Source organism: Providencia sp. UF-183 (assembly GCF_058246155.1).
On record NZ_JBSICD010000037.1, the window covers coordinates 1 to 17,935 of the forward strand.

8 protein-coding genes and 2 pseudogenes are annotated in these 17,935 nt (G+C 45.2%); 3 read left to right on the forward strand and 7 right to left on the reverse strand.

Annotation, left to right across the window (positions count from 1 at the left end; genetic code table 11):
• Positions 1 to 30: 30 nt before the first annotated feature.
• Positions 31 to 186, forward strand: a complete 156-nt coding sequence (locus AC4IFT_RS21560; RefSeq protein WP_490752718.1) for a SymE family type I addiction module toxin — start codon at positions 31 to 33, stop codon at positions 184 to 186.
• 40 nt (positions 187 to 226) lie between these two features.
• On the opposite strand, the gene AC4IFT_RS21565 is transcribed toward AC4IFT_RS21560, so the two are convergent.
• The 5 genes from AC4IFT_RS21565 to AC4IFT_RS21585 all read right to left on the reverse strand — a co-directional run bounded on the left by AC4IFT_RS21565 (position 227) and on the right by AC4IFT_RS21585 (position 15,472).
• A complete protein-coding gene (locus tag AC4IFT_RS21565; protein WP_490752707.1) occupies positions 227 to 559 on the reverse strand; it encodes a hypothetical protein in 333 nt (110 codons plus the stop codon).
• Positions 556 to 1,257 (reverse strand): DNA/RNA non-specific endonuclease, encoded by a 702-nt coding sequence (locus tag AC4IFT_RS21570; RefSeq protein WP_490752709.1) that lies wholly within the window; start codon positions 1,255 to 1,257, stop codon positions 556 to 558. Before AC4IFT_RS21570 ends, AC4IFT_RS21565 begins: the two co-directional genes overlap by 4 nt.
• A gap of 836 nt (positions 1,258 to 2,093) precedes the next feature.
• The gene (locus AC4IFT_RS21575; RefSeq protein WP_490752711.1) at positions 2,094 to 2,579 is read right to left on the reverse strand and encodes a hypothetical protein; all 486 of its coding nucleotides are present in this window, start codon (positions 2,577 to 2,579) and stop codon (positions 2,094 to 2,096) included.
• Positions 2,580 to 2,581: 2 nt separating this feature from the next.
• The gene (locus AC4IFT_RS21580; protein WP_490752713.1) at positions 2,582 to 13,753 is read right to left on the reverse strand and encodes a hemagglutinin repeat-containing protein; all 11,172 of its coding nucleotides are present in this window, start codon (positions 13,751 to 13,753) and stop codon (positions 2,582 to 2,584) included.
• Positions 13,754 to 13,831: 78 nt separating this feature from the next.
• Positions 13,832 to 15,472 carry a ShlB/FhaC/HecB family hemolysin secretion/activation protein gene (locus AC4IFT_RS21585; protein ID WP_490752719.1) on the reverse strand — a complete coding sequence of 547 codons (1,641 nt, stop codon included), beginning with the start codon at positions 15,470 to 15,472 and terminating at the stop codon, positions 13,832 to 13,834.
• Between the two features lie 844 nt (positions 15,473 to 16,316).
• On the opposite strand from AC4IFT_RS21585, the pseudogene AC4IFT_RS21590 reads away from it, so the two are divergent.
• Together AC4IFT_RS21590 and AC4IFT_RS21595 are read left to right on the forward strand one after the other, a co-directional pair.
• A pseudogene (locus tag AC4IFT_RS21590) lies at positions 16,317 to 16,502 on the forward strand (antirestriction protein); the annotation flags it as partial.
• 157 nt (positions 16,503 to 16,659) lie between these two features.
• A pseudogene (locus AC4IFT_RS21595) lies at positions 16,660 to 16,857 on the forward strand (DUF932 domain-containing protein); the annotation flags it as partial.
• Positions 16,858 to 16,917: 60 nt separating this feature from the next.
• Here the strand turns inward: AC4IFT_RS21595 and AC4IFT_RS21600 are convergent.
• Positions 16,918 to 17,202 carry a hypothetical protein gene (locus AC4IFT_RS21600; RefSeq protein WP_490752715.1) on the reverse strand — a complete coding sequence of 95 codons (285 nt, stop codon included), beginning with the start codon at positions 17,200 to 17,202 and terminating at the stop codon, positions 16,918 to 16,920.
• The coding region (locus AC4IFT_RS21605; protein ID WP_490752716.1) for a DUF4225 domain-containing protein at positions 17,199 to 17,935 on the reverse strand (737 nt) is incomplete at its 5' end. The genes AC4IFT_RS21605 and AC4IFT_RS21600, both read right to left, overlap by 4 nt.

Consider the following 17,935-nt stretch of genomic DNA (forward strand, 5'->3'; position numbering starts at 1 on the left):
GAAGACGAGGTCAAAAGCAGACAATATACAGTGGGTTATTTGCCGAACAGAGGTAAACCCAACCCCAGCCCACAACTGACTATCAGCGGTAAGTGGCTGAAAGAGTTGGGGTTTGAGGTGGGCAGTCACTTTACCCTCACTCGCCAAGCCGGACAGTTGATTATCCGGCTGAGTGAGGGGGAATAAAGCCGCTAAAGATCCCAGTGTCGTGCTGGGATCTTTTACTTTAGTCTTCATACTTAAAATCTATATTAATTTTCATTGTTTCTAGATCAACTATAATTTTACATCCAGACCAAGCTGGAAGACCATTGGTCAAATTCTTTTTAATATAATAATTTCTTAATTCAACCAGCAGTAATCTCAGGTCATAGCTAGCATTTTTATCAGGAATAAACCAGTCTTGGTGCCCTTCCTTATCTACATAATCATATTCATACTCACAAGAGTCACCTTCTAGAGACAAAGTGGCACAAACAATTATCTTTTGTGAATTTTTAGGACTCGCATCAACGAGTAATTGACCAATTTTATTATGAAGGATATCTAGTTCCATCATTTCTTCCCACCTTCAGGTATATTGCTAATGTCTTTAACTATTGGTCTGCCCCCATCAATAGTATACGTTACGTTAAAACTCTCTGGACGGGCGCTATTCCCTTTATAAACAGGTTCAATTTTAACATAAACCGACTTATTTTCTTTCAAAGCGCTGGCCCAAGTATTCTCCATTTTCTTCCAGCCACTTTTATTTAAAGTTCCATCCATTGGAACCATATTTATTTTTTCACCAGGCCCATTTAATATGCTGGCAAATAAATGACCACCTTCATCACCAGAAACACCACATTTACCAGCTTTACACTGTTGATATGTATTACGATCGTTCTTATTCAATGATAAAGAACCTTCCGCAAGGCTTGTACGGCCAAGTGAATCAGTCTGAAATGTTTTGTTTCCATCCACTTTATAAGTCGTATTTGGCTCTGGCTTATTTAATTGTTTATTCCAATCCCCTTTACTACCTGATTTTATTTCAACAACTTTTTGTTCTGTAGAGGTATTTACCTGCTCATTCCCTTTACTTCCCTTGTCGCCTTTACCTTTGATCCCTAAAGCTGACACACCGCCAGAGCCTGATACTGGCCCTCGTATCCCCGCACTGTCAAGAATTTCCTTACCTTGTAGTGCAACACGAACTGATGTAGGGAGTGATTGATAAATTGCATGAGCACTTTCGGCATTCTCTGCATTCACAAACGCATTGAATTTCGCCTGTTCTTCAGGACTTAACTTAGAGGCTAAAGCCGCTAATTTGGAGTTAGATGGCCAGGCTTCAGTGTTTTACGCATTTTCCCCATACTTGCACATACTTCCCCACACGCTAGTTTACGTTGACCAAGTCCATTAGGTAGAAAGGCCATCGCTTCTAGTAGTAGTTCTTTGTTATCCCATACGCTAACGCCATAAACAGCTTGTCTTTGTTCGAGTGTCTCGCATTTTTCATGTCTATTCGGCTGTATTTCGTGTGTGGTAAGGAAACATGTTTCTGTCGGCGGTATTGTGTTCACTAACCGGTACACAGTCCCCTCCGCATCCTGAGAATCTGAAGGCGGTAGCTCCATCTCAGAGGGAAAGAAATCGGGCCAACAATTTGCGCTTATATCTTTCATCTGTTTTTTCTTAGAAATACCTAATAATAAATTTTATTTCGTTCAGTTTACCAACAGTCATGAAGCTAAATATAGAGGTGATACGCTTTTTGGGTTCGCAGGCGTTTATCCTATATAAAAATTCTATTATGATTGTTGTATTTTAATAGTCCTAACCAGTCAATGGTTGGCTATTTATTGACCAAAAGCATTGATTGCCTGAGTAATAGTAAATCAAACTTATACTTAAGTCATGCCATGCATGGTTTTTATAACTAGTTGTGTGATTTTGATTAGAAAAAATCCATATAGTGGAGATGCGATTAAGTGAGTAAACTCTTAATCAGATGTAGCTCACTGAAAAATGCATATAAACAGATAGCTGGGTAACTCAACCTGTTGATATCTCTTTAACATCAGTAAGCTATATGAGGGCTGAGTTTATTTATTATTAATCAGTTTTAAAAATGTTTCAGAAAACATCTGGTAAGAATATTCCATCATTTTTTTACTGAATTCATCAGATGACAGCTCATCATAACGTTTTTTTATTTGAGAAATTAACTCGCAGGAAAAGTTATTTCTGAAAAATGTATTACTATATTGACATAGTCCATCCATTGCAGCTTCCAATATAGGATAAGGCATATTTTTTATATTTTTTCTTACATAATCAAGACTATATTCCTTATTTAAGTCAAATAGGTGAGAAAGGCAACGTGCATCTAAAAAGCAGTCACCAACATCTGATGAAGTTAGTATTATTTTGCAATACTTTTCGCATAAGCCCTTATTAACAAAATAGAGTTCAGACAACGCAACAGCAGCCTCATCATCAGGATTATCAAAAGAATTAATATCAAGATAACCGTTATTTATATAACTATCCAATTCTACAACTAACTGAGTTTCTGTCTTGGTATTCATTATTATTTCTCTTTAAAAGTACCTGTAGTCATTGTAGTTAACCTTTTTGTTCCATCATCCATCACTTTCCATTTTGCATTAATTCGAACATGCCCATTTTTTCCTTGTAGGACAATTGAGCTACTTGTGTTTTCAGGACTTACTGTTTTAGCTGAATCTAATAATTTATCCATTATCATTTGATTATTAATTGGTGTATTTGGAATACCGACTTTCTCTAAATCAGCTCCCATTTGTTGGGATCTTTTTAATCTTGTAATATTGTCCCCAATATTAGCTAATTCCTTTTCTTTCCCCGATTTAGCAAAAGCCTTTTGATTGGCATTCTTTTCTGCTTTTAATACAGCTTGCTGCTTTAATAATGCATCAAGATCACCCGTTGCACCACCACGTAACCAAAGCTCAACCTTATCTACAGGCACATGTGCATCACCTTTAACCGCTGTAGAATGAGTTTTACCATGAACATCAGGGAGTTGTTGAATATTAAAATTTGAACTTCCCTTTTCTGCGTTTGTAACTAACCCACTATTACCTGCCTCTCGTGATACTTTGCCTTCAGCCGTAACTGTGGTTGTGATTGTTTCTCCTGTTTTTACAGATTTCAGTACTATTATACCTGTACTGCCTAATGTCGTCGTCGCATAAACAATTTCTGAATATTCTGGAGGTACCCCAAGAGCTTCAAGTGCTCCTGCCCCCATTGTTTTTGTATGCTTACCAGTAGCCAGAGTATTGCTACCTGCCTGCAAATTATCATAACCAGATGTAGCGACAGTCGCACCAGCCACACAGGTGATTGGCGTTGAGCAGGACACCATTCCCCCGACAATCTCAATCGCTCCACCAAATGCCTGTAAAGCGCCCAAACCACGGTTTGATATCTGATATTTCCCGTCAGCATAGGAGGCATCATCCAGTAAGCCATCCATTTTACTGTATTCAAAAAGCGACACAGACTGAGTTATCTCTAATCCAGAGAGTGGGTCTATATAACTTATTGTAAACTCTTCTTTTGAAAGCTGCTCCCGCAATTGGGAATACTCAGGGCTATTACCTAATTTTTCAAGCAATTCATAAATCTGTTTTTCTGGATTTTCAGATGCAAAACCAGCGGAACAATGATGGAGTACGCAGGCTACTGCTTTTAATTCCTGCTCCGATGCAACTCCCTTGTTAACCAGTTCTTGTATACGTTCCTGTTCAAGAGGAGTGCTGAGTCTGTTATTCTCGATCGCATTTTTCGCTGCTTGCGAGCCAGTAATCGCCCCAGCCACATCACCGGTAGTCAGTCCGCCAGCTAATCCTGAAGCCAATTGGCTTAGTGCACTGACTTGCTGTTTCTCACTTTCAGTTAAATCTGAAACCTTCTTGCCCGGGAAGAGGGTATCCATAATCACATGAGCGGACAGCTCGCCGCCGCCAGCACCCAATCCTCCTGCAACGGTAGATTGGTTATTCAGCTCAGCGACCACGGCACCCAATACTGCGTGCGCCATCGCATTGGTTGCTTTGTTAACTTCACCAGTAGCAGGGTCAGTTGTAAGCTCTTTAATCTTGGTCGCTAAGTACGGCGACGAGGCATTCGCTAGTGCACCTGCTAAATTATCACCTGCTAGGCCTTGTAGCAATCCGGTGACGGCTTGAGCTGCTTTTTGGAAGTCGCTGCCCGTGCCATATTGTGCCATGGCGTTGTTATAGGCTTGTTGCTTAATGGCGTCATCGGTAAGTGTTTTCCCCTCTAATTCCAGCTGTTTTTTCGCGACCGCTAACGCATCGGGGTCTTTCTGCGCTTTCAGGCCAGCAATATCCCCTTCAGTGCGGATGATATCCATGGTCTGATTACCGATTTCACCAATCAACTGGGATTGTTTTAAGCGGTTTTGTTCTTTCTCTTTATCGAATATCGGGTTGATACTGCCGTCATTGGCGTGCTCCGTATCACGGTTGAGCTCGTTAACATCCTGTTTTTGTTTGTCTTCATTGCGAACAATGACAGTACCGTCACTGACCGCTGATTGCGTGGTGCCCTCCGCATGGCCGCTGTTATTGGCATTGGATAATAAGCCGCCCGCAGCATTGGTCACCAGCTGGCTACCAATTGGGCCACCGGTGCCAATCGAACCGCCCGTGTGCTCGGAGGTAAAGTCGGCTTTGTTGTCGATATCTTTCCAACCGAGGGTACCCGTATCAAGGCGATTTTTATCTTTGTCCGCGGTCGACGCAATCACCGCGCCATCAAGCTGAGTGTGCTCTTTGACGTTGACATCAAAGCCACCTTTGCCTGCAAAAATACCGGTTTGTTCTTTCACACTGTCGTAGTTACTGTGTATCTTGTCTTTGCTGGCACTGATATTGATGTTTGGCGTGCCACCTATCGTGTAACCGCCACCGACGCTGACCTCTTGCTGTTTCGCATCATAACGGTCACTGTCTTGTTCACTTTGCAAGGTGAGGTCACGACCGACATTGACAGTGACTTGCTCACCACTAACTTGTGCCCCTTTGAGGGTGGTATCTTGCCCACTGTTTAAGGTGAGTTTATTGCCTGCATCCAATGTGGTTTCGGTGTGAGTGAGGCCATTGCCTTTTTCATGGCCTTTGCCTTGGTTGACGGAGGCTGAGACATTGACCCCGTAGCCGCCTGCACCCACGCCCACACCAACCCCGACACTGCTGCCTTTGCTGCTGTTTTTACTGTTTGTTTGTTCAGTGTTTTGAGCTGATACAAGGTTGATATCTTGCGTGGCAGACAGTGACAAGTCTTTGCCCGCTTTGAGCTCACTGCCGACAACCGTGATATTGCCGCTGTCTGGGTTGCTGTCTTTATTTTTACCCGTTGCGGTAATCGACAGATTTTGTCCGGCATTTAAGGTACTGCCTTGCGACTGGCGACTGTCGGTATGCGTTTCGCTTTTCGACGATTGGCTGCCGTAAGACACGCTAACACCAACCGTATTGGTCGCGCCTTTTTGATAGCCTTTATCGCCCGGTTTGAGGTTGTTGGCAAGGTTGTGTGCATTTGCCGCATCGGTTTTCAGCCCATCTAACTCAACCGCTTGCTGGGCTTGAACACCGGATAACACTGCTTTGGTATTCTGCAAGGCACTTAAGCGACCGTCACTTTCTTTGCGAGCTTGCTGTGCGGTGCTGACGGCGGTATTGAGGGCGCTGCCTGCACTGCCAGAGAGCGAAATACCAAACCCACTTTGCTTGGTTTCAAATGTCTCAGTGCGAGTCCGTTCATCATAGCCCGGGTCGATTTGCACGCTGTCACCGGTGAGGTTTAAGTCTTTTTGAGCAATCAGGTCTGCGCCGCCCACATGCAGTTTGTTGCCTGCGGTGATATTAACGTTACCTTGTGTACTACCAATGGTACTGACACTTTGGCTTTGGGTGGTGCCTTTCTCATCTACTTCATGGCGAGAGGATTGTTTCCCCACACTAAAGCCAATGCCACCGCTGCTCATTAAGCCGCTTTTTTTCTTCTCTTCAAGTAAATAGTGAGAGTCTGTTTCCGTCGCGGCAGTAATATCAACATTGTTGCCAGCGGTTAAGCTGACATCGTTTTCTGCGACCACGGAAGAGCCTTTGACGGTCAGGTCATTACCTGCGTTGATGGTCACTTTTTCGCCGCTGAGCAAGCTGCCTTTTTCTCGCGTGGTTTCATCGTTTTGGATGGTGTGCTCACTGCTGGCGCTTAAGAAGCCTTTACTGCTACGCTGCTCTTCAACAGTTTTTTTATTTTCTTCTGTAGCGGTATTGAGCGTCACATTTTGTTTAGCATCAAGGGTAATTTCGCCTTTTTCACTGTGGATGGTACTACCCGTGACGGTGATGTCTTTATCACGCGCTGTGATATCGACGCCGTTTTGTCCGCTGAATGTGCTGCCGACCACCTCATGGGATGAGGTCTCATCGACTCGGGAGCCTTTGCTGCTGCCATTGCGAGTTTGCTCTTGGTCTAAGGCATAGGTATCTTTGGTTGCGGCAGTTATTGTGACATCTTGGGCTGAGACGCTGATTTTACCTGCTTGGCTATCGACTTGGGCGCCTTCTGCCACCAAGTTGTTGCCCGCGTTCAGTGAAACGCCTTTGTCGCCACTGAGGGTACTGAGCACTAAGCTGTCTTCTTCACGGGTATTGCTGACGGAAGAACCGTTGCCTTGTGCATCGAGTTGGCTTTTATTGGTGGTTTTATCCGACAGGATATTGATATCGCCACCTGCGTTCACATCCAGAGTGCCGCCCGCTTGGGCTTGGCTGCCTTTGACGGTGATGTCCTTTCCAGCATTGAGGCTGAGATTTCCACCAGCACTCAGTTCGCTACTTTGCGCGAGCTGCCATTCGCCGCTGATATGGGCAAGGCCTCCAGTCGCATCCATGCCTTCATTACCGCGTTCACCCATCGCTCCCGCAATCACATCAATACTGCCGGTATGGGTACTTTTCACTGCCGTAATGGACAAGTTATCGCGCGCATTAAGCTTGATATCCCCCGTCGCATCCAGTTTAGCGCCTTGCAATTGCACATCATGGCCACTTAAGGTGATATCGGTGGCACTCATCGTTGCTTGGCGTAGTGCATCTTGTAAGTTGGTGCTTAACGTGAGGCTATCAGCTTGAATATTGATGGTATCCGCTTTGATATCCCCATCACGGTGCATAAATTGTTTTGCATCGACCTCAAGGCCTTTTTCAGCCAACAGGTTTCCGGCATTATCAATGCTGTCAGCGGATAAGTTCAGTGTCTTACCGCTGATCATGGCCCCTTGCTGTGTCAGGCTAAGTGTCGTGTTAGCTAAATAGACTTTCGGAACCCAGACCGTTTGTGGGCCTTGTGGTGTATCGAGGGTCTCACTGACCAGCCACACGATATCTTGTTGCAGAGCGGCGATTTGTGCTGGCGTCAAGGCAACACCGGGACGCAAGTTGAATTCTTCCGCGACTTTAATGCCATTATTCATCAGGTATTGGTACTGCGCCATGGCATCTTCTTCACGCAGGGAAGGGCGACCGGTAAGTTTTAATACTTGTTCGCGGACGAGACGTTGTTCATAGAAGCCATCCCCTAAACGCTTATGCACATCGGCAGGGGAGTAGCCAACCCGCTCAAGCAGATAGTCACTGCTGATAAATTTATTTCTGTCGGTAAAGCGTGGGTCAGTGACCACCAAGAATGGGCTGTCCGGGATTAAGTTTGGACGGAATAAGCCATTATCTGGGATAGAGGTTGCCACATCACCAATGTGTTGTTTTTCGGTTAACGCCAGTTCAGCAGGAAGCAGGGGGCGGTCGATTGGCGAAGTGCCATTTGCTTGATTGAGCTCAGATTTTCCCTGTTCAGTGACAGTGGTATTGAGGTCTTGTTTATTCACGCCGTCAATATCAAACGCCAGTGGATTACGTTCCCACTCGGCACGCTCCGCTTTGGCCGCATTCATCGCTGCTTCTAACGTCGTGATTTGCGCGGCATTGACGGTGGTATTGGTGATATTGGCACTGGTAATCGAGACATTGCCATTACCTGAAATAATGCCATCGATGGTGGTGAGTGCCGTGGTTTTGTCACTGCTCGATTCAGGGTACCAGTGGCTTTTACTGACATCATAATGGTCAACATAGAACTCTTTACGGCGTTCATTCACGGAATAGCCGGTATTTTCAATGCGTCCTTTGCCTTTGATATCCAAATCACCCGTTGAGGTGATGGTGCTGGCATCATTTTTGAGTAAATCCGTGATATTGAGCGTCATATTGCCACCCGACAAAATGCGCGCGCCAATGCCTTCGGAAATCAATTTGTCACGGGTGACAGAGCCTGTTACCGAACGTTCGCGTATCCAACTAAAATCATCGATGCCTGTTGCGGTCGCCACATCAATGTGTTGATTGGGATCCCACACTTCATAACGGCTACGGTTATGGACGCGCCATACAGCCCCATGGTAAGGGGTTGGCGGGTTTTGAATACGCCCCGGTACGCCACGCGACTCATAGAAGGTCATGGCATAACTGCCATCACTATTGGGGGTGAGAGCCAAATAATTGACCCACAGGGTGGTGACTTGGCCATCCTGCTGTTTCACTTTCATTTGTGCGCGTTTATTTTTGGCATCAATGTCTAAGATGGTGCCATACTTGTTATCCAACGCGGCCTGATCGTTTTGAAAGGTCAACTGCTGGGTAGTAGGTGCCATCGCCGTCGGGTTTTTATGGGGCTGGGTTTCAAAGGAACGCCAGTAGAAGTTATACAGATGTTTTTTATAATTTTCGACTTCGGCCTCTCGCTGAATATCTAACCCTTCACGTAAATTATTCAGTTGACGCGCCGTGATGGAAACCGCGCCTTCTGCTTCAATAAAGCTGGCGTTATTTTCAATCAAATCATTGCTGGTGAGAGCAAGGGTATCACCACTGTAAATCAGTGCTTGGTCGCGGTTGGTGAGGTTTTTTTCTGTCTGCAAGTCAATGTGTTTTGCTGCGGCAATGACGGCTTTTTTCCCCTGATTATCAAGCGTTTTGGCTTTAACGCGGATCTCATCGCCCATCAATGTCGCACTATTATTTAACGCGTCGACGTTGAGGGTCATCTTATCGGCTTCTAACCGATTCAGGTTATCCAATTTACCGGTGGAGATAGCGAGGTTTTTACTGACCAGTGAGCCTTGGTTGGTGAAGTGTAGGCTCGACAGGGTGAAATCACCCGGTAATAACCAGTCAGTGAGGTTAGTCAATGTACCTGCGATCTTCAGGGTGACCGATTGGTTACTGGTGAGGGTATCGCCTGTGCGGTGTGTGTAATCCTGAGCCGCGGTCAGCGAAAGCGCTTTCTGGCTTTTGATTGTCCCGCCTTGATTGTTAATGGACTGGGTGTTGATGGCGAGCGCCGAACCACTTTGCAGGGTGCCTTGTTGGTTTGAGAGGGCAAGCTGAGCCGAGGTGGACGCTGCATCCGTATTCAGTGCAATATCGCCATTGGCTAACACCTGACCTGATTGGTTATTGAGGGTATTCACCCCTGAAAACGTCAAGTTTCCATTGCTTTGCAGTCGGCCTTGGGTATTTTCGATGTTTTTGACGGTTAGGGTAGTTTCTTTACTTCCGTGAACCAGCCCATTTTCGCGGTTATCTAAGGCATTGAGTAACAGACTGAGGCGGCCTTGACTGCTTAAAATACCGTTGTGTCGATTATCCAACGTGAGTGCAATCAGTTTCAGTGCGTTGGTGGAAACCAGTTGACCTTGTTGGTTTTGGATATCGGCAGCCGTTAACGTTAAGGTATCACCGCTGTGAATTTTCCCTTTTGTGTTATTGAGCTGCGCGATGTTGTAGGTGCCCGTGCGTTGGCTAATGAGGGTGCCTTGGGTGTTATCAAGCTCTGTTGCATTCAGTGCAAGCTCGCCGAGGCTACTCACCGTCCCTTGTTGGTTTTTAAAGGTTTTGGTTTCCAGTTGTTGGTTCTGATTGCTGAGGATTGCCCCTGATGTGTTATCAATCCGCTCACGACTTATGATATTCAGGGCTTGCTGGCTTTCGATTTTGCCCGACGTATTGTCTAACGATTTACTTGTCAGCGTGAGGTTTTCACCACTTTGCAATTTACCGTGGGCGTTATTCAGCACATTTTCAATGGATAACAACAATTGTTTTTGGCTATACAGTAAGCCACCTTGCGAGTTGTCGACATTCGACGCGCTGAGCTGCAATGTGCCGCCAGAGAGTAATTGCCCTTGCTGGTTTTTGACGGATTGCGTTGTGGCGGTGAGGTTTTGACCGGCACTGATTTTACCTTGGGTGTTATTGATTTCGTTGGCAACCAACAGTGATGCAGAACCACCCGCTTGCAATGTACCTTGCTGGTTTTCCAGTGTGTTTGCCGTGAGTTCGACATTTTTCTGGCTTTGGATTTCACCGTTTTGGTTATTCAATAACTGAGTCTTAGCCTGCCATGAATCTAAGCTACCCATCCAACCCTGTTGGTTGAGAATATTGTGTGCGTTGAGTGTTTGCGCTTGCTGGCTGAAAATGCGGCCATCGCGGTTATCAATCAGCTGTGCCACTTGAATATCTAAGCGCCCAAGGGCATTTATCGCGCCTTGGGCATTGTTGACAAGGTTAGCGCTAATCGCGGTATCACCTTGGCTGGTCAAAATACCGCTTTGGTTATTAAAATCGCCACTGAGAGTGAACGATAGTGCATCTTGGCTAAGGATTTGGCCTTTTTGCTGATTACTCAGTTGGTTACCGGTTAACGTTAATGTGCCACCACTTTGCAGCAAGCCTGCGGTATTATTGAAGTGATTACCTTGCCACTGTAATGCCTTGCCAGCGCTGACTTTGCCTTGGCGGTTATTGAGGTCATTTTTGGTGTTTACGATGAGCTGGCTACCCGATAACAATTGACCTTGGGTATTATCGATATTTTGTGCACTGAGGTTCGCCTGTTGTCCTGCTTGGATCGTACCTTGCAGGTTAGCGATATCCCTTTGGGTATCGAGGGTTAATTGATTGCCCGCTTCTAATAAGCCAGACTGATTATTCACATCGCCTTGGCTGGTGAGGTCAAGGTTTTGGGTCGCAATCATTTTACCCGTTTGGTTATCCAGTTGGGCGGTATTGATTTTGACGTTCTGGCTGCTGATTTCGCCTTTGGCATTATCAATTTGCGCGGTGGTTGTGATATCAAGGGATTTACCTGATAGCACTTGCCCGTCACGGTTATCCAGTGCTTTGGCAGTGATGCTTGCTTGATTGCCACTTTGCAGTAAACCTGCTTGGTTGGCGAGTTGCTGACCGATAGACGCGGTTAATGTCTCATTGGCAATCACTTTACCTTTAGTGTTGTCTAACGCATTTTTTGCAGTGATATCAACGCTATTTTCACCAACGACTTGCCCTTGCTGGTTATTAATCTTGTTTGCATTCAGCGTAATATCTTTGCTGTAAAGCGTTCCACTTTGGTTATCAAGGTCAGTCGTTGCATTAAGAGCAAGTTGCTCCCCAGACAGTATTTTCCCTGTTTGGTTATCAACGTGCTGTGCATCAATGGTTAGTTGAGTATCGCTTTGCACTGTACCTTGTTGGTTGTTAACCAAGCTTTGAGTGGCGAGAGTGAGTTTGTCACCTGAGCCAATAAACCCGTTGGCGTTATTCATCTGTTGGCGAGCGACAATATCGAGGGTTGTCTGGCTAATCAGTTTACCCAACGCATTATTGAGATTGTCAGTGGTGACAGTGACTTGCTGGCTGTTAATCGTTCCCGATTGGTTGTTCAGCGATTTGCCTGCTTGCAGGTTGACGGCATTCCCTGCGACAAGGTTACCCGCGCGATTATCAATCTGCTCTTTGGCATTCAAGGCCAGTGTGGTTTGGCTTTTAATCGTGCCCGATTGGTTATCAATCGTATTCGCTGTTAGGCTTAAATCGCCATTCGCCCCGATTTCACCTTGCTGATTATTAACGCTATTTTTTACCTGCCAATTTTGTTGGCTTTTGCCTAAGGCAACCAATCGGCCGTTTTGGTTATTCAGTGAATCGGTATTGAGCTTGAGGCGGTTGGCTTCAATCGCACCGCCTTGGTTATTCAGCTGTCCAGTGAGTACAAATTGGCTCTCATTTGACCCTGTTTGTACCCACGTACCTTTCTGGTTAAATAAATTGTTAGCGCTGACGTTCCATTGCGCGGCTTTGACTTGCACTTGCTGCGCGTGAATATCGCGCGCACTGTGGAGTTTGACGTTGTTGGCGTCAACCTTGCCTTGAGTGAGGATGATATCCCCTTGTTTAGCGGTGAGTGCCAACGTTGAGGCGGCGACTTGCGTCTGGCTTAAATCCAGTGAGTGGCCTGTTACTGTGACGTTTTGTTGACTTAATAGGGTGCCTCGAGTGTCAATTTTACCGTCGCTGTTTAAGATGATATTGGCATCTTTAATAATGTTGCTTTTGTTATCACTGCCTGCGAGTACGTTGCCTTGGCTGCGAATATCGCCTTTGGCATTGATTTTGACATCTTGCAGAGCTGCCAGTGTGCCGGTATTGCTCACTGAGCCTGTTTGGCTTTCCACATTTAAAGTGCCGCCGCTGTGCAATTTACCTTGGTGGTCGATGGCGTCTTTGGCGGCCAAGGTGATATCACTGCCTGCTTGGGTGGTGGCTTGCTGCGATGCACTGCCCCAAACCAGCTTACCGTTGCTGCTGACGGTTAAGGTTTTATCCGCTTGGATGTGCCCGCCTTGGTTACGTACGCCCACGCCTTTTTCGGTACCCACCATGTGGATATAACCGCTGTACATGCCGCCCATTTGCCCCATGTCGATGGCAAACTCAGGTTGTGCGGTTTGGCTCTCTATCGGAGTGGGGTTATTTTGCGTATCGACCTTATTTTTACCCGCAACGACCGCGATTTTTTCTTTCGCCCACACGCCGGAGTTGATTTCAACGGCACGGGCGAGCAAATCGACATATTGCGTATCGTGGCGGCTATCGGCATTCAAGCCACCGCCTTCAACACGAATAATCCCGCGCTCGACTTGATACCCCGCAAGGCTACCGTCTTGATTAAATTGCGGTTTACCTGTAGTGAGGGTCATGCGACCCGCGTTGATGGTGCCGCAGCCATTACAAATAATTCCCGATGGGTTAGCGACAATCACTTGCGCTTTACCGCCAGCCACTTCGAGGAAGCCTTTAATTTGGCTCGGGTTATTGCTGTTGACTTCATTCAGGATAACGCGCGCAGGGGCTTTGTTTGGGTCAAGATTCGGGTTGCCTTGGATCATCCCTGCGGTTTGTGTTGAAGTCATCACCGCCGAGTTATTAAGAATAGCGCCGCGGTTATCGACATCGAATTGTTTATATTGGTTATGGGAAATGCCCGAACCATTCGGTGCCGCAATATTGACTTGTGGAATACCATTTTGTGTATTGATCACATCCGGGCGCTGGTTTTTAGGTGCATTGTTATCGGCAATAATGCTGCTCGCCATGGCTGAGCCACCCCACAAGGCTAACCACAGCAGCAGCGAGGTGCGGCGCAGAGTGACCCACAGGCGACCGCCATTTGAGCCACGCGTTTGGCCTGATTCGGTGCTACAGCTTTTAGCGAGCTCGGATACAACACGTAATTCCCCGTGAGTGCGGCTGAAAATTAAACGATAACAATGCTTGTTCATGATGGTATTCCTTTAAAAACAGTGCAGACACGGGTAAAACTGAAAATGTCTATCGACTATCAAATCAATAAAATGCGATTAAATTTCAAGGTTGAGGCTAAAGCCTGCACTTGCACCGGAGGTCTCGAACTTTTTCGGCTTATATAACGGCACGCCGACAAACAGGTCGTAGCTTAAACGCGATGAAATTGAGCCGCGAAGCCCTAATGCGGTTCCCGCTAGCTGGTGCCCTACAAGGTATTTAGTGCTCTGGCCTTCAACACGCCCGTAGTCAGCGGCTAAGTACAGTTCTTGTCCTTGAGAGAAAGCATTCCATGCCAGTTCGTTACGCCATAACAGGCCTTTTTCACCCGACAGTACTTGCTCACCGTCAAAACCACGGACGGTATAACGTCCGCCAATGGACATGCGTTCTTGTGGTGTTAAGGCGTGCTGTGTCCATTGACCCCGTAAAGCGGTATTCCAGCGCCAAGGTTGTTCACCCAGCGTGAATGGCTGATTGAAACTGATGTCCCCAAGAAAAATTCCCACTCGAGCACTGCCGCTGTGAGTATCTTCTTCGGGGGCTCTGCGTGCGCCGTAGGCGCCTGTGCCGCGACGCCAGTTAACATTGGCATCGAGTGTGGCATTGCCTAAGAAACTGCGCTGATTAACACCGACTTCCCACCCCGCGGTACGGCGGCGTTGCTGCTCAATATCAATATCATTAACTGAGTTACTGGCGGTTTTCCGATAAGTACGCAGATTAAGGGTGGTTTTGTGGGTTTGGTCGCGAAACAGTAACCGTGACACGGTAAATTGTGCGGTATCGCTCTTGCCGCTATAACGCAGCACTTCGTTAGCATTGGGAATATTTTGGTGATAATTATATTCATTGTAATTGGCGGCAAAGCCCCAATTGCCAACGGGAATAAAGTAGTTCAGGGTATAAGAGCGGTTACCGAAAGGGCCTTTATCAAACAAGTCTTTGCTGATATTCGCGTAAAACATATCGTTTTGGGCAAACGGCGCATCAATAGCTAGCGTCGCAGAGCCTAAATAGCGTCCGGTACTTTTTGATCCGCTATCGTCTAAACCCAAGCTTAATCGTACAGGGCGTTTTTCTTGCCAACTGACCACTAAGTCGCTGGTGCCGTCAACTGGGCCGGGTTCGATACGAATATCGGCAGTGACATTGGGTACACGTTTAAAGTTTTCCAGCCCTTGCTCAATATCACGCAGATTCAGAATGTCGCCCGAGGAAGCAGGAACAGCATTCCACAAGCGCCCACGCCATGAGGTGCCTTCATCAAAACGAATCGCATTAATGCGCCCCGGCTGAAGTGTGAGGACTAACTCACCTTGATTCAGGTCCTGCTCTTGTGCCATCACGCGGGTGGTGACATACCCTTTTTCTAAAATGGCATTTTGGACTTTATTGAGGACCAACAAAATCCCTTGGCTACCCAAGCATTGGCCTTTGGCATCGTTAACGGCCTTTAGCGCCCATTGAAAATCGGCGGCGGACTCACCATCAAGACGAATGGATGTGATGGTAAAGCAGGGTTGTTCATTTTGCGGGTAATCGGGCAGCGTTAAATCAGGTTGTTGAATGCGCGTATCCACAACGGGGTTGTTCTGATGTTGTAGCATACGTTCACGTTCTTGCTGGCGTTGTTGCTCGCGGGCATCGATAGAGAGTGCTTGGTTGACGGGGTCAGCCAATAAGGGCGCTGACATAAAACATAAGCTTAGCAAACTCCATTTAAAGAAACGGTGTTGCTCGTCAACATGACGACGCGCAAGGGGTAATGCTTTTTCCTGCATATTTTTGCCTAATTCATAAATCAATATATGTAGTTATCTAACCCAATGAATTAAGGCGGTGCCAGTGATGAAATGACGGTTCAGGGCATCCTTGCTAATACATCCACAAATCCGTTGTGACACTGATTAAGCGAGAGTTTAAAGTACGGAATTTAGGGAATAGCTGACTTTCATTGAGAACATTATCTTAAGTCAAATTTACTGTTAACATTTACATAAATTGACAAGAAGGACAATAAGATGAAATCGCATTTTTTGGTAAATAAAATTTAATATGGCGAATAAATGCTTGGGAAGATATTCACCGGAGTATTTGGTTTCATTTGTGAGATTTTTAAGCGTTAAATATTGATTGATTTTGATGTGAGTTCGATTGGGTTAGGTGATTATACTATTTTTTTAACTCTGGTCATGATGTTGGTGTAATTAAATGGGTTAGTGTGATGTTTTGTATTTTCTTATTCTACAAGATTAACGTGTTTAATACCCAACAGGGTAGAGGTTCTTAAATGTTGTTCACTTTAAAAGGTGATGCTCATCAGTCACATTCTCTGCTGGAATGCACCAAATCCCTTCATTACAGTTCGGGCAACATTTTTGATTGTGTGTAAAGTAGTCACGGCACTGGACACAAAACCAATCCGTGACCTTCAAAATCGGGGACACTGACCGAACGTGAGTGTTCAGCCGTTCTTTATCTTGTAGGCTTTTGCGCTTACTGATGACCAGTGGACAATGCTCTGCCGTCTGGGGCTCTGAAAAACTAACACTTTTCAACATGCATAATGGCAATGAAGCGAAACTTAGCCCTGAAGCGGCTGGCGTGGCTGTTTGATGCTCATTTAGAACCGAAAGTGAAGAATTGGTCGAGCGCTTCTATCAGCTTCTTGACTATGCCATTCAACATCCTGAAAGTTCAGCTATTTTTCATCTTATCGATTAACTGCTTCCTTAATTTATTCTCTCAGTCTTACCTATCTTATTTATTTTCAAGGAAATTCATTATGACTCGTTTAGCATCCCGCTTTGGTGCGGCGAATAGTATTCGTCGTGACCGCCCGTTAACTATCGAAGAATTATTCCGTACTGTACCGAGTGTTTTCTCTGATAAGAAAGATGACCTTTGGACCGTCTACCAACGTTTGCAAGAAAATTTAATTAAAGGGGGATTATCGGGTAGGAATGCCAAAGGCAAACGAGCTCGTACTCGTTCGGTGAATGGGATTGATGGTGATATCAAATTGAATAAGGCACTGTGGGTGATGACGGAAAAGATGTATGAGTATATTGACAAATGAAGCTCCATTGAGTGTTTAGGGAGGGTATAATGTGGGTAGAGACTAGGGCTCTACCCTATATTAACGCCGTCCTAAAGACTCTAATGCCCATATCATTTTTAAATAAAATAATAAAATGATCACAGCTGAAACGAGTATACTCCAATTGAATAATGTATCTTCTTTTAATTCTGAGGCTAAGTAAATACCATAGGCTGCAATAATATAATCAGAAATGATTAATAGCCGTCTTGCCAGAATTAATTGTTTTGAATGATGATAATTTACAGCATAGCGTTTTTTTATTTCAAAATAGGCTATTACCCCCAATAAAGAAAAAAAATAGTAAGTAATATAGGGAATCATTCCATAATATCTCCATTAGTGTGATACTTCAGCTCATTCCCTTTATCATCAGTACATTTGTAGTAAGAATTGTTTTCATTATTGTTTGAAATCACAATGTAAAGTTCACAGTTCTCAACAATATCTTTTACATTAGTAATGCTTTGTGGTTCAGCAACAACCATCATCACATTATTAGAGTCTTGGTCTAGAAGAAAAGCATTCTGAATATCATCTTTTATTTTGAATAAATTGATAGTATCACTAAGAATTTCAATACTTAAAAGTTTATCACTCATTTGTCTGTATGCTTTTTCTAAGTCTTGTCGTGCGAACTCTTTAATAAATAGATTTTTCTTTGGCTCACCAAATTCATTTAGTTTTGGGACGAGTTTTAGTTTACCATGAACAGATATTCCTAAATCTATAAGGTCATAGGTAAGATTACCTACAGATTCATTAAAGCCAAGCTCTTTAGCCGCTATTTGATAACCTTTTCTTAATGGGCCATCTATATCATTTCGTCCTTCTACTAAACCTTCTACACCCTCGTAAATACCATTAGCACCATGTGCAATTAAAGGAGCTCCGATAATACAGCCAAGCCCTGTTCCACATAATGCTCCACCAGCCCACACCATGCCTGCACCACCAAAAATTGAAAGACCATTAGTTAGCCAGTTTAGTGATTGTTCCAGTAAGCTTTTCTCTTCCTGTTTTAACTCGGCGGAACCTTGTTCATAACTTTTTTGGC

Excerpts from the sequence above, each read along its gene's own strand:
- AC4IFT_RS21585 (WP_490752719.1), bottom strand. The coding sequence starts at position 15,472 with ATGTCAGCGCCCTTATTGGCTGACCCCGTCAACCAAGCACTCTCTATC.
- AC4IFT_RS21580 (WP_490752713.1), bottom strand. The coding sequence starts at position 13,753 with ATGAACAAGCATTGTTATCGTTTAATTTTCAGCCGCACTCACGGGGAA.
- AC4IFT_RS21565 (WP_490752707.1), bottom strand. The coding sequence starts at position 559 with ATGATGGAACTAGATATCCTTCATAATAAAATTGGTCAATTACTCGTT.
- AC4IFT_RS21575 (WP_490752711.1), bottom strand. The coding sequence starts at position 2,579 with ATGAATACCAAGACAGAAACTCAGTTAGTTGTAGAATTGGATAGTTAT.
- AC4IFT_RS21600 (WP_490752715.1), bottom strand. The coding sequence starts at position 17,202 with ATGATTCCCTATATTACTTACTATTTTTTTTCTTTATTGGGGGTAATA.